Here is a 26194-nt window from a genome sequence, read left to right on the forward strand (position 1 = left end):
TACTGTGATCAATGGTTCGAAAGATTGAGTTCGCATGTGATTTGAACCAGGCTGCCTATAAAATGACAAGCCCTGGCTACCACGTGTTGCACTGTCGTTCAGCAAACAGCGTTTGCATTTTTTTATTTACAGCAGACGCAATCCGATTGTTTTCGGTTTTTTCTAACTTGTCCAAATTCTGCTTCAATTGATTCATCCACTCCTGATCAAAACCTTTTTGACAGAATAATCTATTTTGGCGCACATATTCTTCCAGAAGTTTCGATTGTTTTTTACCAAGATGCGTATGCTGGTTTGAGGAAATCAAGATTCCATCCAAAATAGCATAAATGTCGGTTTCTAATGCCGGAAAAGAGCGATTTTTTTCATATAAATTGGAAAAATTAACATCATGGTACTCTTCATGCGCCGTAGCAGGTGAAATCTTATTATGATGTTCTGCCAAAGGGATACAACCGACCTGGAATATACCAAGCACGATAATAATAAAATGTCTTCTCATCATACACCACCTGCAAATTGAGCATAAAGAACAATCTATTATGAAATTTACATATCTACTCAGCATTGAGGAAATATTTCAATTTTGACTAAGATACGAAATTCATTTCATTTTATCCAGCTCATGCTTGTTCTAAGCACTTACTGCGGCTGCTAAACCAACTGTTTTAGGAGGATCTGAAAATTTGGTAATTTGAGAGGAAATATCTTCTGCAAAGAATACAAAGTGTTTTTTATGCTTCTCAATCACTGGAATACCCTCACTCTGGCCAATGATAATACCATGACCATGCCATGTTTTATCGGATACATCCTGCTTTAATTGCAGTGAAGTTGAAAACATTAATACACGACTGTCCATATCTATATTGAATACTGCTGAATCACCCCCTGTTTCTAGCAGGGAGTGAGCAATTTTTTTTTGCTTTACCCATTCCAGAATAAAGGAAATCAAATGTTTTTCTTGAATCCTGGAAGGCGAAATAATTAATTTAACATCGGATAATGAATTGCTTTTTAAAACATATTCCAACATCTCATTTAATATCGTTTCTTTTCGTTTATCATCCTTGTCCGAAGCTTCACTGGACATATGAGTAAAGGCGGCAGAACAACCGCTATCACTGCCGTAGATAGCAACAGCAGCGCAGGTAGCCAATCCATCGGTAATAAAAGTCTTATTCGTACCGTTACTATAGATAACCTCATCCATACCAACATTTACAGCGTTTTTTATAAAGGCAAAACATTGCTCTTTCGCCATCAATTTAAATTTTTTCATTTTCAATATCAAAGTCATTTATAAACCAAATTGTCATTATTTTTTACATTTTAAATGAAAAATGAATCTTATGAAAAGAAAATCATATAATTTTTATGAAAAATTTATCCGTGTTATCCCGTTAAATAAACCCAATAAAAAATTATTGGTTTGTTTTTATGTTGAACACTATGATTAATAAATCGCTAGGTTCAACCAAACACTGAGGCTAACCGGTGCTATACGCCATATTTGACAATAACTTAAAAAGTCTTTTCTGGACAATAAAGTTTCAAGCTTAAGAAGAAGTGCTTCAATCGCAGATAAGTTAAGAGAATCCACTGATGTATGTAAGCTTTTGGTTTGAAACGCTTTTTAAACAGGGACAATTGGGATTCGACACTATTTCTGTATAATGATAAGGTAGTTATAGGGTGGCAGAATTTATGTAAATTCATCTCTTTGATGAGTTGGTCAATAGCCTATATAATTCTTGTTACTAATTGAAATCAATGGACGGGCAATGCCTCAACCATAGCTAAGCTAAAGGATACCAATGTTTCAATCCATTCTAATAATTGCACTAATGACTTTTAGCTTCATCACTAAAGCAGCCCTCCCTGCTGATCCAATCCAGCGCTGCCTGGATATTAGAAGGCTCGTGGATATCACCTCAAGACAGAAAATGGCAGCCAAAGAACCCGGGGTGTTACGTTTTAAATTTCATAAAATTTCAGCATCAGAACTCCCGTTAGATAACCCTGTGGGTAATATGGATGAAGTTATCCAGGCATTAAATAATCAGATTGAAAACTGCAATAATAGCTATGGTGAATTCCAGACAGTAACAATCGCTGGCCATCAATTCAAACGCCAGGAATGGTGCTTAAATACCAACAAAAAAATGCTGACTCTGGCAAAAGCCGCCCATGGTGATTTTAAAAAATTTTTATCGAGCATCAAAACCGAGTTTGACTGGTATAAAAGCGATGGTTGGCCGGAAAACCACGCAGGATTTAAAAAAGGTGAATTCCAATTTACCGCCTATTACGCCCCTGCCGCCGTCGAGGCCCGCACCAATCGAGGTGGAGCATTTTTGTATCCTCTTTATAGTAACCCAGGAGTTGTCAGTGTTATTTTGGAAAGCAAAAAATATAATTTAAAAACTCCTCTTTGCGGGGTGGACCCGCTTAGCAAAGTGATGCGTGGATTTTGCCTGAAAAATGCGGACGGCACCTACTCTGTAGCACCAGACCGAGAAGAAATTGAGCATGGGGCTTTAAATCCAAAATATATAATTGGCTATCTTAAAGACCCAAATGACTCTGCTTTTTTAATGCTACAAGGCTCTGGTTCATTACTCCTTGATGGCAAATTGTTTCACATCAATTACGATGGTGCCAACGGCAGGCCACGCACGATGCTTGGTCGCATAGTCCAATGCGCTCAAGATCCAACCTGTGGTGGCAATCTTGACAAAATGGAACGTTGCGCTAAAGATCCGAAATGCCATGATGAAGCCAAGTTACGCTGCAACGTATCTAAAAAAATCAGGCAAAGCGCTGCATCAGAAAAGCTCATTCGGCAATATCTGAACAATCTTACCCCTGATAAAGCAGACAATTTACGGAATCGAGATCAAAGCTATGTATTTTTTGCCAAAGAAGATGGTGGCCCTTATGGTTCAGAAAATATTTCTCTAACCCCCCATGTGTCATGTGCAACCGATCACAGGGTTATTCCTGTTGGAATGAATTTTATCTATCATTGCAAAAAAGCTACTTCATGGTGTGTAGCTCAGGATGCAGGCGGTGCAATTATAGGGGCTCATGTTGACGTCTATAAAGGTGAGGGAAATCAAGCAGGTGTGGAAGCAAATCAGTTAAATCATACTGGAACATTATTTGTGGCACTACCTAAACGGAAATAGAAAGAAGGCAACCAATACTTATTTCGAGTAATTACTTTTATTGGCTATGGTCATTTAGGGTGCTGTTAATCTACAACCGAATAAATAAGAATGCTTTTTGATTTGGATTACTTTGCGCAATGAGCAAGGAAAATGCGGCTAAGCTTTTTCCTATGATCTGAGAACAAAATGATTCCATTGGGGTACTGATTAACATCGCCCAAGCTCGCCATTAAAACCACATATTTTTAATATATATTCAGCATTTATCTTATATAATTTATTGAAAAAAAAAAGATATTACAAATAGTATATATCACATATGATTATAATTAATTGTCTATTTTTTAATCTTTATGATTAAATATAATTAATTGGTTCGCTTTTGGAGAGTATCATGTCCATTATATCTAATCATGACATCACTTTTAGTTCCACCCAAAAGGATTTGATCGAAAAACAGCAAAAAAATGACATTAAAAATCAACACATCGCAGATGTAAAAGCGAATAAGGGAGGAGAAACATCAGAAAAATTGATTGTTTTTGGTGCCAAAACAACAGCTCTTGCGGCGTGTGGTATCGCTCTATTATTTCCACTCACAGCACCAATGATTATTCCCATAGCACAAGTCAGTGGTGCAGTGGCACTAGTCATCATTACTCGCAAGTTTATCAAAAGCTCCTAACAGCGCCTTTAGGCGCTAGAATGCAATGGGAAGGCTTGTATTACTTTCCATTGCAATGAGTGCTAATTTCAGAAATTCCATGTATTTCTATTGGAGCAGCTCTATCAGGAAATTCAGCCATTAATTTTAATGATCCTCCCATAACTGAACTATATTTACTCAAAGTTGAAATTAACCTATCAGAACATTTTTCCAAACGAGAGATTCCATCTTATTTCATATGTAATATTTCACCAAGGTCTTCTTGAGTTTTTTGGTGCCAGACGTAAATGACCCAAAGTCATTTCTTCAGCAATGAGTTGATTAGCTTGGTTTTGAGTAATATCCAACCTATCCTTTGCGAGATATTTCATTGTGCCATTAAGTGGTTTCGCCATGAAACAACTTAATGTTTTAAATTTGATAAATGTTCATCAAATATCAAATCTTTCGTTTAAATTATATCGTTATAAAGCTGTGTTTCCTTGCTATCTGATTACTCTCCACAAACGAACGGAGTCGCCTTTCGCACAGAGCCAAATTTCTCTGAAACTTTTAAATGAGCTAAACCTTCGTTTTGAACCATTTCATTTTGTATGGACTCACAGCTTAAACCTATCTCACTCAAATAAAAAATTGGCAATCGATACATAAATCTCTCAGATCTCTTCTATCAAATATTACCTTATTATCACAAAGAACATTGCTTAAAAATGACAGTTTAATAAGCTTTTGGTAGTAATAAAACAAGCCGGAACTGGCGAACAAATCCGGCTGGAATAGAAATTTATAGAACCATTTATAAGTTTAGAGTTCTTGAAACCTCAGATGAATGCTCCAGTTCAACCTGGGCATCAGCATGGCTTCGTGTCCTTAAATTCGCAAATTGCTTTCTTAAATTATTGTAAGTCGTCGCCGCTTTATTTTCATCAATCACAGTACGTGCTTCATCTTTATAATAGACATTCCCCCGCTTCCCAAAATAGCGGTGTGAAGCCAAAGCCGCTCTTATCGCAATTAATTCCGGAGAAATTTTGTCATTAGAGAAAATTTTACCTCGATCTTCCACAGGCACGTTGAGTAATGCCTTTTCTATTCTGTCCGCTTTGGCATTCATGCCAACGCTAAATAAGCATTTGGCTTCCTTGCGATAATTTGCAATGACTTTGTTAATCGCTTCGGTTACTTTTATTGCACTATTAATTTCCTCAAATGATTGTTGCAACGTTATAGAATCCATATCTTTTGAGCTACCCATTTTTTCATAAGACTCCTTGATAAAGTCGTCCATTTTTTGATCTTTTTGACCCACTTGATGTTTTGCAAGATTCTCAAGAGAGTCTAATAGTTTTAGCCTTGTCTCATCTTTTCCAAATCGGCAGTATCTTGCAATCTTTTCATTATCCATCTCTAATACTTGGCAACAATTCCCTGACTTTAGGTGACTGCTTGATTGTTTATGAATCCACTTTACAATATTCTGATAATTCTCTTGTTGAGACCCCAGGCCCAAAATTGGACTAAAGTCAGTCTCCATAAGATTGCCATTCAAATAACGTTTAATATTCAAAGTCACATTAGCAGGTATTAAATCAGGATTTTTAGAGAAGATCTCATACAGTGGCTTTAATATATCTTCCTTGTCATCGTAAAACTCAAAATTAATCTTTTCATCAGGATATTGTTGAGCTATATACTGTATCTGTGAATACAGCATTAAAAATTTACTCTCATCGCTTATGCAATGGAGTGAATTTAGTTGGCCACTGAGCGCCGATTTTACCAGTTCTGCTAGAGACTCACTGTTTAATGAATTCAAGTCATTCAAGCCTTTAATCACTTGCAGGGCACTGTGAAAAGTATCTCCAATTGCGGCATTCTCACAGATTAAATCAGGAACAAGTAATGGATGAAAAGTTGCCCCCATGACATCACACAACTCTTGAGCTACTGGTATAAATAAAGTAGCTGCTCCTGCATTTAAATTGATTAAATCCGCTTTGAGGTTTTGCCTGTTAGAACCAATAAAAACATGGATGGGATCGCCATTATTATTTTTACCCAGAATTTCCTTATTGGCGTTAAATAAACTGTTAGCATCCCAAACTTTCCTCCCATCATTTGTTTGTAAAGACTCTTTATATTTCCTGTTTGAGATACATTGATCAAAATCCAAGGATTTAACTGTTATGCTCATTTTCGTCTCCAAGGTTAGAATAATTACCTTTATTGTTTAATTATTTTACATATTGCACTGTTATTTTGAAAACGAATTTTATTTATATCTGATATTATTATTTTTAATATCAATGAATGTAATCAACGGAGCTAAAAACAAATCCATAGTTGATAATGATGATGTATCAATATTTCAGATAGGAATCAGTGCATTTTTTTACCATTAGGAACATGAGGCTCAACGGAAGCCAGACATATAGCACCCTTCTCATCTGAAAAACCAAGCAATAGAAATTGAGAGAGGAACCCGGCAATATTTTTCTCCCCTAAATTCACGCATCCAATAACTATCCGCCCTATCAATGCTTCCGGCGTATAATGCACTGTTATTTGCGCAGAGGTTTGGAGAACGCCAATATCGGCACCAAAATCCACCCAAACTTTATAGGCAGGTTTCCTGGCACGCAGGAATGGTTCTGCTTTCACAACGGTACCGGAACGCAAATCGACTTTTTCAAATTCTTCATAAGATATCGTCATTTTTCCACCTCAACGTTTTGCATAGACTGTAATTGAAAGTATAACCATGCCCATTCCAATTATTTGCCCTATCGTTAATTGCTCACCAAGAAATATCCAGGCAATAGTCACTGTTGCCAAAGGCATTATAGCGGTCGATAACGAAGCCATGACTCCATCAACTGTCTGGCAACCGAAATACCAAAAAACATAAAAAAGGCCAGAACTTAATCCCAGAATAATTAAAATTAGCCAATCCAAAGTATGGATAGTGAAACTGTCCCATGTGCTAAAGCTTAAGCAAAATAACAATAAAATCGCATTAATCCCATTGAGCAAGGAAGAAATTAAAAATACAGGTAATGAATTAACGTGCATTTTACTTAAAATATAATACATGGCTTCAGGCAGAAGCGAAGTTAAAACAAGTGCGTCACCTAAAAAAGAATGGCTTACGTTGATGTCGCCTAGCTTGTCGCATGCAATTACAACTAATCCAAGAGTAGCAAAACCCACACAAATGGCTTTTTTGCCTGATATTTTCTCGCCAAGAATTAGCCACGACATGATAGCAATAATCGCGGGCAAAGCACTCGTTATAATGCCAGCTACGTTAGCATCCGTATATTGTAAGCCCCATAATATAAGGAAATTAAAAAGTACTCCCGCAGATAATGCCTGAGCAAAAATAAAAAACCAATCTCTTCGTTTTAACTGTAAAAAATAAGAATACATGGGTAATTTTTTCGCTGGGGTTAGCCAATGTAACAGTAATAAAATGACAGCAGCCAGTGTAAAACGAAGTGCAAGTATGTAAAGAACAGGAATTGACGAAAGTACGTATTTTGAAAATACAATATTAATGCCTACCATAATTTGGGCAAAGATAAGAAAGAGCATGCCCTGGATAAAATAAGTATTGGATTTTTTCACATCAATAACCATCTTGGTCTTATTTAATAATCGATACCATCAAATGAATTCGTAGTCTATCAATTTAAAACCAGAGCTTATTTATCTATTTCACGCATTTTCTTTGCTGTTAACGCTTTGGATCTCCATTGAGAAGGGGATTCACCGAATACTTTACTAAAACGGCGACTAAATGCGGGCAAGTTTTCATAACCTACTTCAAATGCGATTGCTTCAATGGAACAATTTTTCTGAGATAATAATTTTTTAGCATGGAGTAATTTTTTCATCCGCCAATATTCGGCAATACCACAGCCTAACATCTGTTTAAAACGGCGCTGCAATTGACTAATGCTCAAATAACAATGTTTCGCTACCCTGTTCACATTCACAGAATCTGCAAAATAAAGATCAATCCATTGTTTTGCTCTGATAACAACCAGATCCGGTTCGGGTGAAAAAGAACTTGCCGCAAAGTGAAACAATAATTGATTGATTAAAGAGTCTGTAAAAAAATCTCTTTCATTATGTGCTAAATAATGGTGGGTAAATTGGATGAGCTTTTTAGTACTGGCGGTTAAATTGAGAATATTAGACTCAAAAGCTTCGTCACGAAGAGAGTTTTGAGTAGTAGCATCAATCACTAAAAACAGATTTTTTTGACTTCCGGCAAAACAATGTTGTTCATTAGGCGCAATGTATACTCCGATATCATCATTAACGACACCGGAGTAGTGACCTACCTCTAGCTCCATAGAACCTGAGACGGGCAGTACCAATTGCGCAAAATCGTGAGTGTGACTGCAACTTTCAGTATGGTAAGAACGAAGATCAATACGATTAGTCAGCAACATATTGCTCCCAAGCAAGCATTTACCTTTAAAAGAAACAGATTATATCATACTTAATTTGAGCCCCATTGAGAGAGGTAGTCAGGAAATTAGAGAGCGTTATTTGGATCAGCTTGAGTTTTTTATCACACGGATAGGTCAGGACTAACAAAGGCTTTAAACGCCTGGGTAGAGTTTATTGAAAATAGGCAACGGGATCGCCCAGGGCTAGACCCTGTTGTAGTGAGCATCTCACAGATTCATTGAATCAATCTAAATTTTAATCAACTCCCTCTAGTTTGCTTATCCTCATTTAGCAGAGCAATCCTTGAGTAGTGCCTTGGGTTTCAAACGCATTTCTTGCATTAATGCCTTACGAAGAATGATGCTATTCTCTTGGGTTGCACCAGACCAAAAGCCGGTAGCACAGGTATTCGTATTACAATCACCGCCAAAAGTAAAAAAAGCTTGAGTGTTCTCAATCGTACAAAGACACAAAGCACGTTTTGAATTTTGTGGATCAACCGTACATGGCATGTCTAGGCAATTTGTCCAAGGCAATCCTTCTGAGCAGTTCATCTTTCTTTTAAATGCAAATTGCTCAAATGAAAAAGTTGAAACAAGTGACGTCACTTTGTATCTGTCTCTAATAGGCTTTCTCTCTTTACATGTTTTATAACCGGCACTTTTACCTTTTTCTACTATGCAATCACAAACTGCGTTGGCCGGATTTCCAGACGTGGGAATACAACGAGCGGAAGTGCAAAGCGCATACTCCTGATCACATATAATTGGCGTTGCAGAGGCCTGTACAAACCCCGTATTGAGAAATAAAAAAGCAGCTATTAATCCAATCCATTTTCCAAGCATCAAGTTCATTTTTCAGATCTCTTTATTTTTTATTTATAGCAGCATATTTATACTATTATCGAATCGTATGAGCTTTAAATAGGTGACTGGACATTGTAGACTAACTCTGGTCCCACTATGATTAATTATTGAGCACATGACAATAACTACTATAACTTCTCCTCAAGAAACGAGATACATTGATCTATCTTCTTGTTATTTTTATTACTCTTCTCGCATTCTTGCTTTCGTTACATGGCTTAGTTGCGGCTTATTCGGAATTTACATACTTTTCTTTTACGCAAACTCTCTAATATCCGACTCTGCCTCTCGTTGGAACAATGTATTACCTAATCTTTATATCAAATCGCACACCGCATCAACTTTAGGTATTGCCATTCACTTTACTGCAGGCGGTATTATTCTTGCAATGGGATTTTTACAGTTACTCAGCACCATTCGTCATTACGCACCCGGGATACACCGCTGGTTAGGGCGCATCTATGTCATTGCTGCTGCTCTTACAGGAATAGGCGGATTGACTTTCATCGCTTCAACCGGAACTATCGGTGGGCTGGTAATGGATATTGGTTTTGGTCTTTATGGATTATTAATGATTTTGTGTGCCTTACAGGCTTACCGTTATGCTAGACAATTAAAATTCGATAACCATCAGGCTTGGGCTATTCGTTTGTTTGCACTTGCGATCGGCTCATGGCTCTACAGGATGGAATACGGCTTCTGGTTTCTCATGACAAATAAACTATGGCATACCCAAACATTTCAAGGCCCTTTTGATTTTGTGATGGCATTCTTCTTCTATCTGCCCAATTTGTTGATTGCTGAAGCCTATTTACGAGGCCGCTCAGCACAAGTTAGTCAGTTTTCCAAACTCATTGCTGGAACCGTGATAAACTTGGCTAGCGGTTTATTAGCAGTAGCTACCTATTTTTTCGCTAAACAATATTGGTTACCAGCAATTTGGGGACATAGCATTAGATAGCAAGCTTAGCCTGGTTGCTTTAAAAACCTCATCACTTATGGCGAGGGGGATGTCAAAACAGCCCTGCTCTCTAAAGTAGGGTTAGAATTGGGCTTATGAGTACGCTCTTCGCTCAAGCCCACATCAAAAAATCTTAGCCCAGCTTGCCTGATATTTGAATCATCAGGTTTGGATAATTTTTCTGATGTTGGTAATAGAGTATTATTTTGCAGCACATCTGAAGTATGGCTGTGACTCATTTTCTCTATCAATGGCTTGTCCATCTCTGAAGGACATGGAGTCGATTTTTTCCTATCAAAAACGGTGGGCCAGGTAAAAGCTATCGATACAAATACTAAAATGACCGGAGACAATATTGCCATGGTAATGGTTAATGCAAATTTTGCCCCTATTGTTTCTCCCAGCGTTTCACCAATATGAATCCCGCTTCGGATTCCACCAGCAACAGAATAAGCAAGAGAATCACCTATCAATGCAAACAATTTGAGCATGTTGATAGCTCCGTGCTTTATCTTTTGCGCTCTTGTTAGGTTTTCTTCCGGTGGTTGGTATATTGATTCAAATTTTTCTTTTAGATCGACATACGTTTTCGGGTTAAAGACTTTATATACTTGTGAAAAAGTATTGACAACCATCGTTGTTGAAGTACATATCATGGCAATAAAGTGTGCTAAAAGGGTATCAGGAGTCGCACCTAAGGCATTGAAAAGCTTATTAACCCCTGAAACCGTTGTAAACCAAGTTAGCGTCGCATAAACAGCCAAAAAGACCGTACTTACCATTCCTAATAAAACACATCGCAAAAGACCATAGGGTTTTTGGTAATCTTCAATAAAAAGATTTTTAAATTTTGTATAATTTTCACGTATGCCGATAGCTTGAAACGAATAAAAAGAGACCGCTGCAACCACAGACAGCCCAATTGTAAGTATCAAAACCAGAGGGTTAGAGATTAGCATGCCCGCCCCCAAAAACGTGAGAAGTCCTACGAGACCAGCATATCCAGAGATGCCCGCAGAAATGCACGCTAACAAGGTCACTACACCAAAAAATAATTTCTGGCCTCTATCGAATATCGTTTTTTCTTTTATATTTTCTTCAAGGGTCTTAAACGTTTTTTGTTTTTGAGGCTGAAAGCCGGCACTATCAAGCATGGCTTTTCCGCGGCTTAATAAGCAAACTATTCCATTACATAAGGAAAGTATTATCGCCAAACCGAGGCTAAGGCCAAAAGGCGCTCCTAAAGTACTTAATAATCCCAGGCAAAATACCATACACAGCGCCATGGAGGTAACGACTTTGCCAATGACCAATGGCACTCCTTTTATCAGCCTGTTTCTATTTTGAGTCGGTGTTCTCGCAAATTCCTGGCCATTGCTAGAGCAGCTAGCAATCTGTAAGACTTCCTGCTTAGATAATCTTTTTCCACCTGAAAGTATCTCTCCCCACTTAAAGGTAAGGAAACTCCAAAAATAGTGAGAAAAAGGACGATTAAGAAGATCTGTTATGCGAAGATCCCCGTTTAGAATGGCTTGTTGAACTTTTTGCGATTCTTCTTTAGTAAATTGATATTGGTTGAAAGAGGTAATAATCCAATCTTTTTGAGTACGAAATTTTCTTCTTAAAACCATTATCACTTCGGGACGTTTATGATTAGCAAAGTCGATTTGATCTTGTTCTAATAAACTAACTATTTCTTTCATTACAATAAATCCTTTTTTAATACAAACTGCGTAGCTTATTTATAAATTCACAAGAATTCCATTAAATTTTTATTTCAATCATCAATAGGTATGATCCTGTTAAATTTTCACTAGAAAGATTTGACATACTTTGCGAGTTACATTCTAATCATGTTTTTTTCATGATCATGGACAATCATGGCATTATTGAGTTTTCTAAAACCTGCTCCATATCTTGATGAAATTCAGGATAAAAACGTTGTTAAACGGCAATATCGTTATTGGCGTATTCGCACCTTTTATGCAATGTATATAGGGTATGCGTTGTTTTATTTTACGCGAAAGAGTTTTACCTTCGTGATGCCTGCGTTACAAAGCACCTTGGGGATGACTAAAACTGAACTGGGAATGATCGCCAGCATTTTGAGTTTAAGTTATGGTATCAGCAAATTTTTGAGTGGAATTCTTGGTGATAAATCTAATCCTCGTTATTTAATGGCGATCGGACTGATTTTGACAGGTGTTTTTAATATTTTGTTTGGATTGTCTTCTACCTGGTGGTTATTCGCTATTTTTTGGGGATTGAATGGTTGGTTTCAAGGGTGGGGCTGGCCAGGATGTACTAAATTATTAACACATTGGTATTCTCAATCGGAGCGTGGCCGTTGGTGGAGTCTTTGGAATACATCACACAACGTTGGTGGTGCATTAATTCCTTTGATTGTTGCTGTGTGCGCGCAATACTTCGGCTGGCGTTCAGCCATGTTTGTGCCTGGGATCATTTGCATTTTAGGAGGTGTTTTTTTAATCAATCGTTTAAGAGATACCCCACAATCACTTGGTTTACCCGCGATAGAGCAATATCATGAAGATTTTTCTGGTTCCACAAATCACCACCAGGAGAAAACAGAACTCTCAGTCAAAGAAATTCTTTGGAATTATGTGTTGTGCAACCAATATATTTGGATACTGTCCATTTCTTATTTGTTTATTTACATTGTCCGAACGGCCATTAATGATTGGAGCATGTTGTATTTAACGGAAGTGAAAGAGTATTCCTTAATCACTGCAGGCAGTTGTGTCATATGGTTTGAAGTTGGTGGCTTTTTTGGAAATCTGGTTGCCGGCTGGTCTTCTGATAAAATATTTCAAGGTAAACGCAATCCAATCAACGTTCTTTTTACTGCAGGCGTATTTGCCACTTTATTGCTGTTTACGTTAACCAGGGCATATACACCGTTCCTCGATGCTTTGTTTCTTTTTTTCTTTGGTTTTTTTATCTTTGGACCACAAATGATGATCGGTATGGCCTGTGCGGAATTAGCACATAAAAAAGCAGCGGCGACTGCAACTGGCTTTGCCGGATTTTTTGCTTATTGTTTAGGTGCTGTTCTGGCCGGTGCTCCTTTGGGTGCAATTATCAAAAATTACGGCTGGGATAATTTCTTCCTCACATTGTTTGTTTGCTGCTTGATTCCATTACTTTTGATGCTGCCGCTCTGGCATGTGAAAGTTAATCCAAAGTATCGTCAATCAGAATTTTCAGGCAAATCCGAATTTGCTTAGTGATTGGCTTCCCAGGGTAATCCAGAAAAAGTAGGTCGGACCTGCCTTGGCCCGACCTGCTCTTGCTACCTCCACATGAATGCCCCTGGGGTATAGAGATATCCTTGTTGTGATAGGACAAGAGGTTATACAGAAAAATTTGTTGGTACATATTCATCCAAAAAATGTATAATCAATCAAATCAATGATGAAAGCAAATGATAAAAATGTGTTACCTATTGACGATTTTCTTTGCAAGAAATATCTTTGATTCTCGTGATCTATGAATTACGTATATTTAAAATCTGTAGCGGAAGTAGAAGATAACTTTATGAATTATTATTCGATTTTGTTGACCATTAAACGACTCATTATAGGTTTACTCCCCATACTACTGGTTGCTTGTACGCATCAGCAATCTCATGGTCCGGATCACTATGTAGTCAGAGGGAAAACATATCATGTGATGAAGTCTGCCAAACACTACAAAGCAAAAGGAATTGCTTCCTGGTATGGGTCACACGCTCGGCACCAAAAAACATCGACCGGAGAGCGTTACAACATGTATGCGATGACAGCCGCTCATCCAACGCTCCCAATTGCTACACGAGTACGTGTCAAAAACCTGAATAATGGCCGATCGGTTGTGGTTCGAATTAACGATAGAGGTCCTTTTTTATCAAACAGGCTAATTGATTTATCCTTTGCTGCCGCTAAAAAACTCGGTATAAAAGGCATTGCTCCTGTTGAAATTGAAGTCGTTTGAAAATGCTAAGAAGTAAAGCTTACTCAAGCTAATAACCTGATTTACCTGGTTAACTTATTAAATAATCTAAAATTAAGAAATCGTCCTATTCATCAATGAATTTCATACTCATTTAGACTTTAAAATAATTCATAGTAAATTAAGTACTTGCAAGTGAAAGGCTATTCTCTGAATTTTAAACTTCATAAAAATGATGTAGAGAATCATTATTCAATAAGTCAACAGCATAAAATTAAATCGCAACTGGATGATTGAAATATTGATTATTACAGAAATCAATGTATTTCTCCTTGGATCATTGCTATTGACTTTAGATATCGATACATATACCTGAATCTCGAGATTTGTTTGCAGGATCTCACAAATTTTAAATCCCGAGGACAAGCCCCGGGATGTCGATTGAGGAAGCTAAAGTGAATGGCAGTAGCTTCTAGGACATACCAAGGCACCTGGATAATGGAGAAAGGAGAAAATTGTTAAATCATTCTATTGAGAAATGGTTGATCTTCTTTGATTTCAATCGGGGCTGATATATGTTTATCTATTGCTGTTTTAGCTTTAGTTAAACTTACGGCTATATCCCCTTTTTTATTTGGATCATAAGCAATTTTCTTAAGGTATTGATCAAATTCTTCGCTAACCTCATTAGCAGATTTTCTTTGTAATTTAGATGCCAAATTTTCTAAACTCTGTGCTATAGGCAGGTGAACTGAAAAGAAACCAGCAATTTGCCTTCCCCAGGAAATTGAACGAGAATTGTTACGTATTTCAGCTGCTACTTTATTAAAAATATGCGAAAGTTCCATGTTATCTACTTGATGAATTAATCCTGAAAAAAATTGTTCTGTATTTTGCAGATATTTATTATGAGTCGCATGTATTGTGGGTATTCCTTTTGACTGTGCGGCTTCTATTTCTGTATGGTCATCATCGATAAATACTTTTATCTTATTACCGCTCATTTTTTGGATATACAAAATGAAACTTGCTTTATCAGGAAAGTTTGTTTCACCATACCTTGTAAATAATAAACGATTATCATTGTCTTCAAATGTGAAATTTTCTAATGGCATAATTGAAGACTCTAGATCATAACTTTGTAATTGGAGCTGTCTTAACCTATTTAAGTCTCCTCGTGAACTGACGATCACAACATGATATTTTTCTTGAAGTTGTTTCAGCGCTTCTACTGCACCAATAAACATAGGAGACATTTGATAAATAGTATTGTTTTCGTCTGTTACCGATTCAAAATCTTCTGCGTTCTCTCTATTGACTAATGTATCATCCCAATCAATAAAAATTAGTTCTTTGGCCATGGTTAACTCCAGATTAATCTTAAATAATTTAATGTAACAATCGCAAGATCATAAAGATTAAATTTTTTACAATTATAGCCCGTTAGAGCAATAGAAATAACTGTCATTTTTTAGCAGTGAAATAGGAATAAACTAAGTGTAAAAAGAATAGGAGCAGAGTAATCCCAGGTGTAAATGAAGTTTTTTTAAATTTTTTTCATCCATTATTTTAGGTTCAACCCTATGACAAAACCTACAATTAATCAATAATGCGGTATCAATCTTTTGCTGTTCAAGATCATTATCAGTATTTCTTCCTAATCAGTAATTTCGAGTGCTAAAAACCAATCATTTGGTAGTTGCTTTTTCACAAATCTGTCTGCTCGTCCATGTGTTTGGATCATCTTAATTGCTCCAGTAATTTTCATTTATTAAATCCTGTAGCTTAAGTAATAGAAACAGAAACAAGTTGTCGGCGTGATTATAGGTAAAAAATAAGTGCCATAACTGTTCAATTTCGACAGTTATTTTATAGATCAAAATGGTTAAAATATGTCTAATTATTTCAATTTAGACGAGTTAGCAAATACATGAATAACTATTTTGGGAGTAATTAAAATATGTTTGATAGAAATATAAAAGAAATAATCAATGAATTACAAGAAAAGGATTTACTTCCGGACACTGGAAAAATTATCGGCGGACCCCGAAATCAATTTGATAAGAAAGGAGAGATAAAACAAGGGTATCTTTTTTCAGTTATGAACAAAGAACCAATAGGAAAAGGTGGGTTCGCTTCTGTTTATCCTGTTACGCTGTATCGGCAAGGTGAAACTGGATTTGCTAAAAAATCTACTGATCATAAGAAGTTTGTAACAAAGAAATTTAATTTAAATAAACTTAAAATAAAATACACCAACTTAAATATAGAAAATTTAATTGAAAAAGAGTTTGAGTTTTGTCGAAAAGCAGGGCACTTAAGTATAAAACCACCTGTTTACAATAATAATAAATGTTATCTAACGATGAAACGAATGCCAGGGATGGATTTAAATCGTATCTTCAATAAATTAATGGCTAATCCTCATTATCTTACAGAGGGTCAACGAATTAAGATAACCTATGCTTTATTATTGGCTTTGAAAAATCAGGTGATTGATAAAGGAATTATTCATCGAGATATAAAGCCTGAGAATATTCATGTTAAAGTGGTTGACCCTGTTGAAGTGAATATTTTCGATTACGGACTTGCCAAAAATGCAGGCGAAGACGATAACCTATTTCCTGGAAGTGAAAGTTGGGCAGCGCCTGAAATGTTTATTGGCTTAAAGCACGATAGTAAAGCTGATATTTTTTCAATGGGAAGAGTGATTGCCTTCTTATGGGGCGAAAGTGCTACAAACTATTTGAGTAATAACCCCCTTAATAAAAGCCGAAATGCAGCAAAAAACCTTAATTTGCCCGCACAAGTTAAATGGGTAGAGCCATTTTTGAAACAAATGTTAGCGGAAAGACAAGAGGATAGAATAGAGATTGATTCCGCAATAAACCAATTTAAGCAACTTGCGTCCATTAACGCGCCGAAGCTTAAATTACCTCAATCCTCAATAAAGAATCACTCAAATATTAATAATCTCTGCTTTTTTCAAAATCCAACTAAAAGCACAAACAATTCTGATCTTACACAATTAAATATTCAGCGGGATATCAAAAAGGATTTGCAGGAATTATTAGAGAATCTTCCTGGTGAATTTTCTCATTATCGCAGTAATATAATTTTTAAAAACACAATAGGCCGTTTTACAACAATACAAAAAATGATGAATGAACTAAATCGGATCATGGATGAAAACGAATCTCAAGATATACCCAAGGAATTATATGATTTTATTCATCAATATCAGAATAAATTTTTGCATGCAAGCGAAGCTAATATTATAAGAAAAATAAATGGCTTCTTAGAAGATATAGAGTATCAAAATTTAACCAATTCAGGCTTTGAATTATAATATATTGATTTTACTCTGGGTTTGTTAGGAACGCATCGCTAACAAATCCCAGATAATTGTAAGATTTTTCAAGCCTTTTTCAAAGGATTTAGTATATATATCTTCTTTATTGTAACAACCCCATTTGCTTTTTATATTATTAAGATGAAAAATAACGGTTCTTTCAGTAATATGAAGCAATGGTGCAATAAGCTTGATCGATTTTCCTTGTAAAAAATAGTACAAAACCTCCATTTCTCTCCGAGACAAATTAATCGTTGTTTTTAGCCAATCATCAACATTAACATTGATTTTAAGATTAGGTGTTAAAAAGGTATTTTTTGAATTAAGGTTATTCATCAGTTGATGGAGATTCATAAATTTCGTAAAGCCAATGACACCATGAGTTTTTCCATCTTCATCTTTAAGCGGTAATTTGTGAGATAAGGCAAATATTTTTTCACCGTTTTTAGTAATACAATCATCTAATTGAAAGTAAATAATTTCTTCCATTGCCGAGTAATCATGACTATTATAAAAATGCGCATATTTCCCAAAGGGAAGTGCTTTATCAGGCATACCCATAATATCTTTTTCTTGTAATTGCAATTGTTTGAGTCCCCTATTATTCATATACTGGTAATGAAAATTCTTATCTTTGATGTATACGGTACTATGGGAGTATTCAAAAATTGTTTTTGTATAAGTCAAGAGTTTTTCAGGGATCATAAAGCTATTGTGACACAATCTTTTTGGTTGAAAATAATACCACAAGATTATAAATAAATCAATTTACTTTTTTATTAGATCCTGAACTACTTATTTTAATTAATAAATCTTGGATTGATTGTATTATTGGATAAAAATGACCCAATCTCGCTTTGTAAAAGATGTGATTTCCCTGGATGAATTTAGCTGTAAATTGACTATTATTGTTAACCTCAATAGAATTGCCATCTAATTTATCATCAATGAAATTGATTTTGAGCAATCACTCTGGACAATCCCATCAAGCCATACCAAAAATGCGCTGGTTATGAAAATTCATTTAACGCCACTCACTCAATCTTTATTTGAATTATTAAAAGCTGAAACCAATTCTTCTTTTGTCATACCAGGGCTTAATGATGAAGAACCCTTAACCGATAAGGCTATTGCGAAAGCAGTTAGCAGAATTCAAACTCGAGTTGGCATTCCTCATTGGACAGCCCATGATCTAAGACGCACCTTTGCAACCCAACTTGGAGAGGCTTTGCATGTTGATCCGGTGGTAATTGAGAAATGTTTAGGGCATAAGATGCCTAAGATCATGGCTACTTACAATAAGAATGAAATGCTACCTCAAAGAAAAGAAGCTCTTATTCGGTGGGAAGAACGTATTAAGCAACTTATAGGATCAGACTCCCTCAAATTAGCTGTATATTGCAAAACTGCTTTAAACAAAGCAGAAATTACAATTGGATAAAAATTCATGATAAAAAATCTAATTACACAACAAGAAGGAAAAACACTCGAGTTTAAGAGAGATTTATCATCACCAAAATCACTACTTAAATCTATCGTTGCTTTTGCAAATACAGCTGGCGGTCACCTGATTATTGGGGTCAATGATGAAAGACAAATAATAGGTGTTGAGCATCCATTAGACGAAGAGGAACGTCTGTGTAATCTGATTGCTGATTCTATCTCACCACGTCTTATACCTAGTATTGAATTGGTAACACTAAATAATAAAACACTGCTGGTAATTGAAGTATTTGTCAGTAATACAGGACCTCATTGGATCAATTCAGAAGGATCGACACAAGGTATTTATGTCCGACTAGGTTCCACAAATCGTCAAGCAGATCAAGAGCTTATCACAGAATTACACCGTCGCTCAGAAGGAGTAAATTTTGATGAAATGCCCATGCCTCAGCTTTCTGTCGATGATGTTGATATAACGAAAGCTCAAGAACTATTTTCAGATATTAAATCGCTGAATGAAAAAAACCTCCTGACTTTAAAGCTCATTACTTCTCATCAAGGAAAATTAGTTCCAACAAAAGGTGCGATATTGTTATTTGGAAAAGAACGCAATACATATTTTCCTGATGCCTGGGTACAATGTGGCCGTTTCATTGGTAAAGACAAATCCCGTATTTTCGATCATGTTGATATCTATGACTATCTTCCCGATGCAGTTGAGAGCATCATGATGTTTTTGAAAAAGCACGCTTTACGTGGCGCTGATTTTTCAGCAGTACAAAGAAAAGATATTTGGAGTATCCCTCTTGTTATGTTGCGCGAAGCTGTTATCAATGCACTTGTCCATACCGACTACTCTCAACGTGGTGCGCCAATTAGGATCTCTTTTTTTGACGACCGTATAGAAATAGAAAACCCAGGAATCCTGTTACCTGGGCTAACGATTGAAGATATGCGACAAGGCATATCCAAAATTAGAAATCATGTTATTGCCAGAGTTTTCCGTGAACTTAATTTAATCGAACAATGGGGAAGTGGTGTAAGTCGTATCTATTCCGAAGCTATAGAACAAAAATTACAAGAACCAGAAATTATAGAAATTGGGATGCGAATACGCTTTATTATATATCTTGCACAAGGGATACCAATCGATTCCACTTTCGATAAAAGGGATAAACAATTGGAGTCACGGCTAGAGTCACGGCTAGAGTCACGGCTAGAGTCAAAACTTGCGGCTAGAGTCATCCAAGTACTGCAAAATGGGGAAGCTGGAAAAATACAAATTGCTCGAAGTTTAGGTCATCAAACAGTATCAGGAGAACTACACAAGCAAATTAAGCAGCTACTAAAGCTTGAGATAATAGAAATGACTATTCCAGATAAACCAAATAGTAGATTGCAAAAGTATCGCCTGACTAACAAAGGGATAGATCTAATAAACATCATACAGCGGGAATTGTAATGCTCACCCTAGGTTTTTCTCAAGGCCAAAATAATAAAAATCAGACAAAACCTCTTCACTTATCAATAACAGATTAGTATTTGTCTGATTTTAAAAAAGCTCAAGGATTTATTTTAATAAATTATCATTTTCTATAAAGATTAATATAACTTTTTTGTCCGCTTTAAGCGATTGTTCATTCATATCGTCATCGCCAACAAATAAGGAGTAACATCAACGCGCAGTTTCTTTGCATAGCGTTGCAACTTTCGAGAATCAATATGTTTTTCTCTCAATCCAGTCTGAAGTGCCTTAAGAGCAATTTCTTTTGAAAGAAATCGAAAGGCATCGATAATAGTACGCTCCATGTCAAAAATGGGTACTGATTCTCCATCAACATTCCATGTTGTTAGACCAGTGCTTACATCCCTCATTCTTTTTACAATGGTATTTGGCCTCATTGGTTTCGTTGTACTATGAGGTACTGCTATCCAATGCTTACGAGGCATTTCATCTGTAAGCTCATATATTGCCAGTGCGCTAACGAGACAAATAACACCTTGGGAAATTGATCTCAGTGTAAATATCAAATCTTCCCACCTAAAATCAAACTCTTTCTTCACATAAACAGCTTGATATAGGCCTTTGCTAACTCGATGAATAATATCTTTTTGCACATAGTAACAGAGCAAACTTGGAGACATACCAAGTTCATTAGCCTCTTTACTGGTAAAAACGGGCTTTCTCAGAAGAGATTTAATGTTAGCAAGTTTTGTATATGTTTTCATATCTATATTTTAATAAATAAACCCATAAAAATCTAATGGGTTTATTTATTAAAACTGTTTACTAAAGCCGACACAAACCCGACACACTTTTGTTCTGTAAAACCCTGGGAATTTCAACGATTGATGTTAAAATCCAGTCATTCCCAATTTTAGTTCTGAAAGGTTAAATTAAGATATAACAGGAACACCACTTATGTAAGGAGGAAGTCCCTTCGGATGTCTTCTTACAAAATCTTTGTAGTTCTTTATAAAATTTTTATCAGTACTTATTACACTTATCCAACATTTTGTTGCGTTTATTATATCGTTACAGAAAATTTTTATGTCGATATTTAATGCTTTGTTTATAATATTGTTATGGAAAATATTAGAAGAACTTGGCTCTACGAAAAGAATACGGGTGAAATTACTATTTTTATGAGTTGTTTTTCCTTGGTGAAGCATAGAACATCTAAAATAATAGCAATCCATTCCATTCAAATAATAGCCATTCGGAATCACAACATTTTTATCGAACCAACTTGCATATTTAGAACCGCTAGCCACGCCATTTACTGATTCAAGTGCTCCACAAATATCAGGAATAGCAAGACTCACAAATAAGGATAGATAATACAAGTTATTTTGAATTCCTGTTTCAATTTGATCTAGCAAATCATCCATAATTCCTACTTTCATTCTTATCAAATGATATCTTAATGTAGAAAAGTATAGACCAATATTCGATTTATTCTGCCTTATAAAAAGGTAGTAGCAGAGATTTTCCACCACAAACCAATGCTTTTTTTATTTCCTGATTAAATTAGAGCAGCAAGACGTAGAGCAAATAAGTTTAATTATCGCAAATAAGTATATAATAGGTATAAAATTGGTATAAATTATACCTATTTTGATTAATGTTTCCGGAATAGTGGTTTATGCTAATATGAGTCAAATTCCTCTTCCATCCTGAGTAATACCCAGCTTTCCCCTGGAATTTCACCCCATCTTAAAAATCTTATTGGAAATTCTACCGACGATACGTCCGAATATTTTGAATCACCGTCCCCACTATCTCGACTTGCTCACTTTCGTTAAAAGTAATATTGGGCCAGTTATCATTCAAGGTCAGTAGTTCAAACTCAGATGAAGTATAGGATATCTTTTTATACTGACAAATAATGACATCATCTTTGCCACTTATTTTGACGACAACGAAATCACCAGGATTGGGGGATATAGAAGGGTCAACTATTTGTATGTCATTGATTCTTAATTCCGGGCTCATGCTGTCATCAAGCATTTTCAAAGCAAAAGCATATTCATCTAATTGATTTGCTATGTCTTGATTAACAGGTAAAAAAGTTATTTTTTCAGCGTAAGGTTCTTCTTTAACTCTTTGAATATGATATTTCGGATCACCAGCTTGTTTGTGGTCGAGCAATGGTATTAATGACCCGACTCTAGAATTTATGCCAAAATCACCATCTCGTTCATCGGATAACCCCATGAGAAAAGATGGGGATACTTCTAAAGCTTGCGCCAACTGCGTAATTTCTTCGGGTCCCGGCATCCTTGTGCCGTGTTCCCAATTATTTATTCGAGAGGGTTTTATATCATCGGTTAAATCAGCTAAAGCCTGCCTGGTTAAGCCTTTAGCTTTACGCGCTTCATGAATACGTTTCCCAATCTTTTCTCTAATGCTCATTACAATAAATTCACCAAAATTGAAAAAAGCTCTGATTGATACTTGATTGTTACACGAAAGGTGTTATATTCAATAATATTTGCACGTAACGTGTAATTTAATGTGTTTTACCTCTTAAACTTAACACAAAATGAGTAAGTTAACGAGCGGGAATTTGGAAATGACTGCATACATACAACAAAACGTTTGCAGTACTGATTATGGAGTTACTATATGGAACATACAAAAAATAAACCCTTCAAACAAAAATTACTCTTTATCAAAGACGTAGAGCAAATTATTGGCCGGAATAGACTGACATTAAGAAGATGGTGGTCTGCTGGTAAGTTTCCTACACCAACGAAACTTAATGGTACTGTATTAGTATGGCAAACAGATGTTATCGAACAGTGGATTAATCTGCATACTGAATCAAAATAAATACATCTATCAAAAAAATTCTTAGGAAGAGTGAATAATGCATTTTTTATTTGTAAATGCTCAGGAACTTGAAGCGCTTATGGAATTACCCTATATTCAACGTTTAACCTATCTCATGGGCATTCGCCCCTATATGGACAGAGAAACGCATATAGTTGGGATAAAGCGTAGAATCAGTTATCAATCACTACGAGAGGCGTTATACGTTGCCCCTATTGCAGGTGTAAAAACAGGCAGCCCAAGCCAGCAACAGGTAAAGCGAGCAGTTAAATCGTTAGAACGTGCTGGTTTGATTGAAATCAAATCCACAACACGGCATCTTATTTTAAAATGCCTTTTAGCCGAAGGGCATCAATCTTTTCCAAAACAGGCCGACCCTAGGCCGAACCCTAAAGCCGCCATAAACCCGACACACTTTTGGCCTTTTAAAATATAGGGATTTTCTAATATGCATTGTAAAACCCATCATGCCTATAAGCGTTTAGGCCGACCCACCTCAGAACTCAGAATTATTATTTATTTATATATATATTTTTGTTTATTTGAAAAAATTTTCTTTAAAAGTGATCCACAGAAAAATTTATAAATGGTGCTTTAATTTTAGTGAGTATAAGTGACTACACAGATCAACAGCGTTTAGGAAAAATTCGGTGCAGCAATTGCAATGTGTTTTATGATCTAGAAGAATTAATTACCCTACCATTTAAAGGCGTCACTCCACTATTAACCCATTAATAAAAGTTTCTATGCTCTTCACTTCATGATGAACTCATGATGAATAAGTGATGCAGAAGTTATATTTATCCCAGATAGACACTAGATCTTCCGTGCATCACCTAATTCATCACACATTCACCGCTATTTTGAGCTGTGTACTACCAGTTTTTTGGTAAAATATTATTATTAATCATATGGATATGGCGCATATTTATATCATGCGAAAGGTGTGTGTGTTATCTTAACATTTATTAAAAATTATTTTGTCTTCAGACCTTATTTTATATTTATAAATCTTCAAATTTTTAAGTGCAGACAATTGCACGTTTGTGATTGATAATATTTATATAGTTGTCTTTGTAACCATCCCCTAAAATAGTTGTATTCCTGATTAGAGTTCTCCAAGTTAAACTACCACTAAGGAGAACGAAGATGAAAAAATCGCGTTATACAGAAACTCAGATTGTCAAAATTCTAAAAGAGGTTGAAGCAGGCAGACTGGTTAAAGAAATTTGTCGTGAATATGGTATTTCTGACGCAACATATTACAACTGGAAAGCAAAATATGGAGGCATGGAGTCATCAGACATAAAGCGTCTGAAAGACCTTGAAGAAGAGAACCGTCGTCTAAAGCAGATGTACGCTGAACTGAGTCTTGATCACAAAATCCTGAAGGATATTGTTGAAAAAAAGCTGTGAAGCCAACTGTGCGTCGGGAGTTGGTTGATTATGCAGTCAATGCTCATGCTGTGAGTTTACGCCGCGCTTGCAAGGTTGTGGGTATCAACGACTCGGTTTATCGCTATAAGCCGGATAGTCGGTCTGATGAAAGTGTCATTGTGGCATTACAAGAATCATCTGAACGTTACCCAGCGTATGGCTTCAGTAAATTGCTTAAGGTCTTACGGCGCCAGGGGCACAAATGGAATCATAAACGGGTTTACCGTGTGTATTGTGAGCTTAAGCTCAATATGCGTCGCAAGGGAAAAAAGCGGTTACCCAATCGCTCACCTGGACCTCTGAGTGTGCCAGCGTCCATTAACCAGTGTTGGTCAATGGACTTTATGTGCGATGCATTGATGTGTGGTCGACGCTTCCGAACATTTAACATAGTGGATGATTTCAATCGTGAAGTGTTAGCGATCGAGATAGATTTGAACCTGCCCGCACAGCGAGTAATTCGCGTATTAGAACGTGTTGTTGCCTGGCGTGGTCTCCCTGCCAAACTACGTATGGATAATGGTCCTGAATTTATTTCCAGAGCCCTAGCTGATTGGGCAGAAAAAAATAAGGTGCAGTTGGAATTTATCAAGCCAGCCAAGCCAACACAAAATTCATTTATTGAGCGATTCAATAGAACTTATCGCACAGAAATACTGGATATGTATGCGTTCAAAAATTTACACGAAGTAAGAGAGTTAACAGAAAACTGGATAAAGGAGTACAACGACGAAAGACCCCATGATTCACTAAATGATTTAACGCCGTGGGAATATCTGGCAAAAAATCAGCCAATGAACTCTAATTTAGGATGCCACTAAATATGGGGGGTTTACAGCTACAATTTATGCAACAAATTCAAAATAGCTTATTCCTCAGTACTATCAGAGCCTAGAATTACTATTCGCTCATTATCTTTATAACTGATAAATAGATTACATAGAAAACCCTCTATTTCCTGAGAAAAAATATTTAGCTTCTCTCTAGTTCTCAAACCAAATAGTACCAAGCCGTTTTCTTCAATTTCTGATATAATTTCATTCAATCGATATGATGCCCTAATTTGTTCACCAACATCTAAATCCCCCCAGATTTCACCCCAATCCTTGATCTCTTGTATAACACTTGAAATAAGATCAGCATCTTTTGAATTTCTGGGTATTTCATAATCGATTTTATAAGCTAATGATTCAATAAATGATTCAACGATCATTTTTCCAGAATGCAGCCTAATTAAATACCTCTCTCCTTCATCAGTTTTTTGTTGCAACTGCTCTATTTTATCCATTCCCATTAGTTGACTAGCCTCAACTCCAAAAACTGCAGCAAGAGCTGTAATAGTTTCCATACTATTTACTCCGTCCTTTTCTGCTCTTGCAATAGTTCTTACACTACAATCGCATAAATGTGCCAAATGTTCTTGAGTCCAACCCCGGCTAACTCGCAGTTCCTTAATAATATTTCTTTTAACTTTCATTTTGAATTCCTGTTTATAACAACAAGGTAACTATATCAAAATAATAGTCCTAACTATCTGACAGTTTACT

25 protein-coding genes and 1 pseudogene are annotated in these 26194 nt (G+C 36.1%); 11 read left to right on the forward strand and 15 right to left on the reverse strand.

Features of this window, described 5'->3' with window-relative positions:
- Nucleotides 1-76: 76 nt before the first annotated feature.
- Nucleotides 77-502: a hypothetical protein gene (locus LPG_RS12835; RefSeq protein ID WP_025862430.1), complete on the reverse strand. Its 426-nt coding sequence runs from the start codon at nucleotides 500-502 to the stop codon at nucleotides 77-79.
- Between the two features lie 132 nt (nucleotides 503-634).
- Nucleotides 635-1300 (reverse strand): hypothetical protein, encoded by a 666-nt coding sequence (locus LPG_RS12840; RefSeq protein WP_010948245.1) that lies wholly within the window; start codon nucleotides 1298-1300, stop codon nucleotides 635-637.
- A gap of 517 nt (nucleotides 1301-1817) precedes the next feature.
- Here LPG_RS12840 and LPG_RS12845 point away from each other — a divergent pair.
- Nucleotides 1818-3191, forward strand: coding sequence for an MltA domain-containing protein (locus LPG_RS12845; RefSeq protein ID WP_010948246.1), 1374 nt, complete (start codon nucleotides 1818-1820; stop codon nucleotides 3189-3191).
- 376 nt (nucleotides 3192-3567) lie between these two features.
- Nucleotides 3568-3858: a hypothetical protein gene (locus LPG_RS12850; protein WP_010948247.1), complete on the forward strand. Its 291-nt coding sequence runs from the start codon at nucleotides 3568-3570 to the stop codon at nucleotides 3856-3858.
- A 230-nt stretch (nucleotides 3859-4088) separates the two neighbouring features.
- On the opposite strand, the gene LPG_RS15275 is transcribed toward LPG_RS12850, so the two are convergent.
- The 6 genes from LPG_RS15275 to LPG_RS12875 form a co-directional block, all read right to left on the reverse strand.
- The gene (locus LPG_RS15275; RefSeq protein WP_015444026.1) at nucleotides 4089-4235 is read right to left on the reverse strand and encodes a hypothetical protein; all 147 of its coding nucleotides are present in this window, start codon (nucleotides 4233-4235) and stop codon (nucleotides 4089-4091) included.
- Between the two features lie 401 nt (nucleotides 4236-4636).
- Nucleotides 4637-6046 (reverse strand): lpg2546 family Dot/Icm T4SS effector, encoded by a 1410-nt coding sequence (locus LPG_RS12855; protein WP_010948248.1) that lies wholly within the window; start codon nucleotides 6044-6046, stop codon nucleotides 4637-4639.
- Nucleotides 6047-6219: 173 nt separating this feature from the next.
- The gene (locus LPG_RS12860) at nucleotides 6220-6555 is read right to left on the reverse strand and encodes a tRNA-binding protein (protein WP_010948249.1); all 336 of its coding nucleotides are present in this window, start codon (nucleotides 6553-6555) and stop codon (nucleotides 6220-6222) included.
- Between the two features lie 9 nt (nucleotides 6556-6564).
- Entirely contained in the window at nucleotides 6565-7479 is a 915-nt protein-coding gene (locus tag LPG_RS12865; RefSeq protein ID WP_010948250.1) for a DMT family transporter, read from the reverse strand.
- Between the two features lie 65 nt (nucleotides 7480-7544).
- Nucleotides 7545-8300, reverse strand: a complete 756-nt coding sequence (locus LPG_RS12870) for an AraC family transcriptional regulator (protein WP_015444023.1) — start codon at nucleotides 8298-8300, stop codon at nucleotides 7545-7547.
- Between the two features lie 285 nt (nucleotides 8301-8585).
- Entirely contained in the window at nucleotides 8586-9155 is a 570-nt protein-coding gene (locus LPG_RS12875) for a hypothetical protein (RefSeq protein WP_010948252.1), read from the reverse strand.
- A 127-nt stretch (nucleotides 9156-9282) separates the two neighbouring features.
- Here LPG_RS12875 and LPG_RS12880 point away from each other — a divergent pair, with 127 nt between their 5' ends.
- Nucleotides 9283-10128, forward strand: a complete 846-nt coding sequence (locus LPG_RS12880) for a DUF2306 domain-containing protein (RefSeq protein WP_010948253.1) — start codon at nucleotides 9283-9285, stop codon at nucleotides 10126-10128.
- 35 nt (nucleotides 10129-10163) lie between these two features.
- Here LPG_RS12880 and LPG_RS12885 read toward each other — a convergent pair whose 3' ends face one another.
- The gene (locus LPG_RS12885) at nucleotides 10164-11831 is read right to left on the reverse strand and encodes a lpg2552 family Dot/Icm T4SS effector (protein WP_010948254.1); all 1668 of its coding nucleotides are present in this window, start codon (nucleotides 11829-11831) and stop codon (nucleotides 10164-10166) included.
- A 177-nt stretch (nucleotides 11832-12008) separates the two neighbouring features.
- Here LPG_RS12885 and pgtP point away from each other — a divergent pair, with 177 nt between their 5' ends.
- Nucleotides 12009-13376 (forward strand): MFS transporter, encoded by a 1368-nt coding sequence (pgtP, locus tag LPG_RS12890; RefSeq protein ID WP_010948255.1) that lies wholly within the window; start codon nucleotides 12009-12011, stop codon nucleotides 13374-13376.
- 310 nt (nucleotides 13377-13686) lie between these two features.
- Entirely contained in the window at nucleotides 13687-14121 is a 435-nt protein-coding gene (locus LPG_RS12895; RefSeq protein ID WP_015444021.1) for a septal ring lytic transglycosylase RlpA family protein, read from the forward strand.
- A gap of 476 nt (nucleotides 14122-14597) precedes the next feature.
- On the opposite strand, the gene LPG_RS12900 is transcribed toward LPG_RS12895, so the two are convergent.
- Nucleotides 14598-15452: an Lpg2555 family Dot/Icm T4SS effector hydrolase gene (locus LPG_RS12900; RefSeq protein WP_010948257.1), complete on the reverse strand. Its 855-nt coding sequence runs from the start codon at nucleotides 15450-15452 to the stop codon at nucleotides 14598-14600.
- 587 nt (nucleotides 15453-16039) lie between these two features.
- Here LPG_RS12900 and legK3 point away from each other — a divergent pair.
- Nucleotides 16040-17428, forward strand: a complete 1389-nt coding sequence (gene legK3 / locus LPG_RS12905) for a Dot/Icm T4SS effector LegK3 (RefSeq protein ID WP_010948258.1) — start codon at nucleotides 16040-16042, stop codon at nucleotides 17426-17428.
- 24 nt (nucleotides 17429-17452) lie between these two features.
- Here legK3 and regK3 read toward each other — a convergent pair whose 3' ends face one another.
- Nucleotides 17453-18136 (reverse strand): LuxR family transcriptional regulator RegK3, encoded by a 684-nt coding sequence (regK3, locus tag LPG_RS12910; RefSeq protein WP_015444019.1) that lies wholly within the window; start codon nucleotides 18134-18136, stop codon nucleotides 17453-17455.
- Nucleotides 18137-18377: 241 nt separating this feature from the next.
- On the opposite strand from regK3, the pseudogene LPG_RS12915 reads away from it, so the two are divergent.
- A pseudogene (locus tag LPG_RS12915) lies at nucleotides 18378-18872 on the forward strand (tyrosine-type recombinase/integrase); the annotation flags it as partial.
- Between the two features lie 6 nt (nucleotides 18873-18878).
- Complete coding sequence (locus LPG_RS12920) at nucleotides 18879-20336, forward strand: AlbA family DNA-binding domain-containing protein (RefSeq protein WP_010948261.1); 1458 nt, start codon at nucleotides 18879-18881, stop codon at nucleotides 20334-20336.
- 179 nt (nucleotides 20337-20515) lie between these two features.
- On the opposite strand, the gene LPG_RS12925 is transcribed toward LPG_RS12920, so the two are convergent.
- The 3 genes from LPG_RS12925 to LPG_RS12935 form a co-directional block, all read right to left on the reverse strand.
- A complete protein-coding gene (locus LPG_RS12925) occupies nucleotides 20516-21103 on the reverse strand; it encodes a type IV toxin-antitoxin system AbiEi family antitoxin domain-containing protein (RefSeq protein ID WP_010948262.1) in 588 nt (195 codons plus the stop codon).
- A gap of 168 nt (nucleotides 21104-21271) precedes the next feature.
- A complete protein-coding gene (locus tag LPG_RS12930) occupies nucleotides 21272-21766 on the reverse strand; it encodes a hypothetical protein (protein WP_025862428.1) in 495 nt (164 codons plus the stop codon).
- A gap of 346 nt (nucleotides 21767-22112) precedes the next feature.
- The gene (locus LPG_RS12935; RefSeq protein ID WP_010948264.1) at nucleotides 22113-22790 is read right to left on the reverse strand and encodes a LexA family protein; all 678 of its coding nucleotides are present in this window, start codon (nucleotides 22788-22790) and stop codon (nucleotides 22113-22115) included.
- Between the two features lie 213 nt (nucleotides 22791-23003).
- Between LPG_RS12935 and LPG_RS12940 the strand changes: the two genes are divergently transcribed.
- The 3 genes from LPG_RS12940 (at nucleotide 23004) to LPG_RS12950 (ending at nucleotide 25468) form a co-directional block, all read left to right on the forward strand.
- Nucleotides 23004-23210, forward strand: coding sequence for a helix-turn-helix transcriptional regulator (locus LPG_RS12940; protein WP_010948265.1), 207 nt, complete (start codon nucleotides 23004-23006; stop codon nucleotides 23208-23210).
- Between the two features lie 37 nt (nucleotides 23211-23247).
- Nucleotides 23248-23646, forward strand: coding sequence for a protein LvrA (locus tag LPG_RS12945; protein WP_010948266.1), 399 nt, complete (start codon nucleotides 23248-23250; stop codon nucleotides 23644-23646).
- Nucleotides 23647-24359: 713 nt separating this feature from the next.
- A protein-coding gene (locus tag LPG_RS12950) for an IS3-like element ISLpn8 family transposase (RefSeq protein ID WP_223804314.1) occupies nucleotides 24360-25468 on the forward strand; the annotation gives its coding sequence in 2 pieces (ribosomal slippage) (nucleotides 24360-24612 and nucleotides 24612-25468; 1110 coding nt in all).
- A 47-nt stretch (nucleotides 25469-25515) separates the two neighbouring features.
- Here the strand turns inward: LPG_RS12950 and LPG_RS12955 are convergent.
- Nucleotides 25516-26124: a helix-turn-helix domain-containing protein gene (locus LPG_RS12955; RefSeq protein ID WP_010948269.1), complete on the reverse strand. Its 609-nt coding sequence runs from the start codon at nucleotides 26122-26124 to the stop codon at nucleotides 25516-25518.
- Nucleotides 26125-26194 lie beyond the last annotated feature (70 nt).

The sequence above is a fragment of the Legionella pneumophila subsp. pneumophila str. Philadelphia 1 genome (genome assembly GCF_000008485.1).
GTDB lineage: Bacteria > Pseudomonadota > Gammaproteobacteria > Legionellales > Legionellaceae > Legionella > Legionella pneumophila.

Excerpts from the sequence above, each read along its gene's own strand:
- LPG_RS12835 (WP_025862430.1), bottom strand. The coding sequence starts at position 502 with ATGAGAAGACATTTTATTATTATCGTGCTTGGTATATTCCAGGTCGGT.
- LPG_RS12840 (WP_010948245.1), bottom strand. The coding sequence starts at position 1,300 with ATGACTTTGATATTGAAAATGAAAAAATTTAAATTGATGGCGAAAGAG.
- LPG_RS12845 (WP_010948246.1), top strand. The coding sequence starts at position 1,818 with ATGTTTCAATCCATTCTAATAATTGCACTAATGACTTTTAGCTTCATC.
- LPG_RS12850 (WP_010948247.1), top strand. The coding sequence starts at position 3,568 with ATGTCCATTATATCTAATCATGACATCACTTTTAGTTCCACCCAAAAG.
- LPG_RS15275 (WP_015444026.1), bottom strand. The coding sequence starts at position 4,235 with ATGGCGAAACCACTTAATGGCACAATGAAATATCTCGCAAAGGATAGG.
- LPG_RS12860 (WP_010948249.1), bottom strand. The coding sequence starts at position 6,555 with ATGACGATATCTTATGAAGAATTTGAAAAAGTCGATTTGCGTTCCGGT.
- LPG_RS12865 (WP_010948250.1), bottom strand. The coding sequence starts at position 7,479 with ATGGTTATTGATGTGAAAAAATCCAATACTTATTTTATCCAGGGCATG.
- LPG_RS12870 (WP_015444023.1), bottom strand. The coding sequence starts at position 8,300 with ATGTTGCTGACTAATCGTATTGATCTTCGTTCTTACCATACTGAAAGT.
- LPG_RS12875 (WP_010948252.1), bottom strand. The coding sequence starts at position 9,155 with ATGAACTTGATGCTTGGAAAATGGATTGGATTAATAGCTGCTTTTTTA.
- LPG_RS12880 (WP_010948253.1), top strand. The coding sequence starts at position 9,283 with ATGACAATAACTACTATAACTTCTCCTCAAGAAACGAGATACATTGAT.
- LPG_RS12885 (WP_010948254.1), bottom strand. The coding sequence starts at position 11,831 with ATGAAAGAAATAGTTAGTTTATTAGAACAAGATCAAATCGACTTTGCT.
- pgtP (WP_010948255.1), top strand. The coding sequence starts at position 12,009 with ATGGCATTATTGAGTTTTCTAAAACCTGCTCCATATCTTGATGAAATT.
- LPG_RS12895 (WP_015444021.1), top strand. The coding sequence starts at position 13,687 with ATGAATTATTATTCGATTTTGTTGACCATTAAACGACTCATTATAGGT.
- legK3 (WP_010948258.1), top strand. The coding sequence starts at position 16,040 with ATGTTTGATAGAAATATAAAAGAAATAATCAATGAATTACAAGAAAAG.
- regK3 (WP_015444019.1), bottom strand. The coding sequence starts at position 18,136 with ATGATCCCTGAAAAACTCTTGACTTATACAAAAACAATTTTTGAATAC.
- LPG_RS12920 (WP_010948261.1), top strand. The coding sequence starts at position 18,879 with ATGATAAAAAATCTAATTACACAACAAGAAGGAAAAACACTCGAGTTT.
- LPG_RS12925 (WP_010948262.1), bottom strand. The coding sequence starts at position 21,103 with ATGAAAACATATACAAAACTTGCTAACATTAAATCTCTTCTGAGAAAG.
- LPG_RS12930 (WP_025862428.1), bottom strand. The coding sequence starts at position 21,766 with ATGGATGATTTGCTAGATCAAATTGAAACAGGAATTCAAAATAACTTG.
- LPG_RS12935 (WP_010948264.1), bottom strand. The coding sequence starts at position 22,790 with ATGAGCATTAGAGAAAAGATTGGGAAACGTATTCATGAAGCGCGTAAA.
- LPG_RS12940 (WP_010948265.1), top strand. The coding sequence starts at position 23,004 with ATGGAACATACAAAAAATAAACCCTTCAAACAAAAATTACTCTTTATC.
- LPG_RS12945 (WP_010948266.1), top strand. The coding sequence starts at position 23,248 with ATGCATTTTTTATTTGTAAATGCTCAGGAACTTGAAGCGCTTATGGAA.
- LPG_RS12955 (WP_010948269.1), bottom strand. The coding sequence starts at position 26,124 with ATGAAAGTTAAAAGAAATATTATTAAGGAACTGCGAGTTAGCCGGGGT.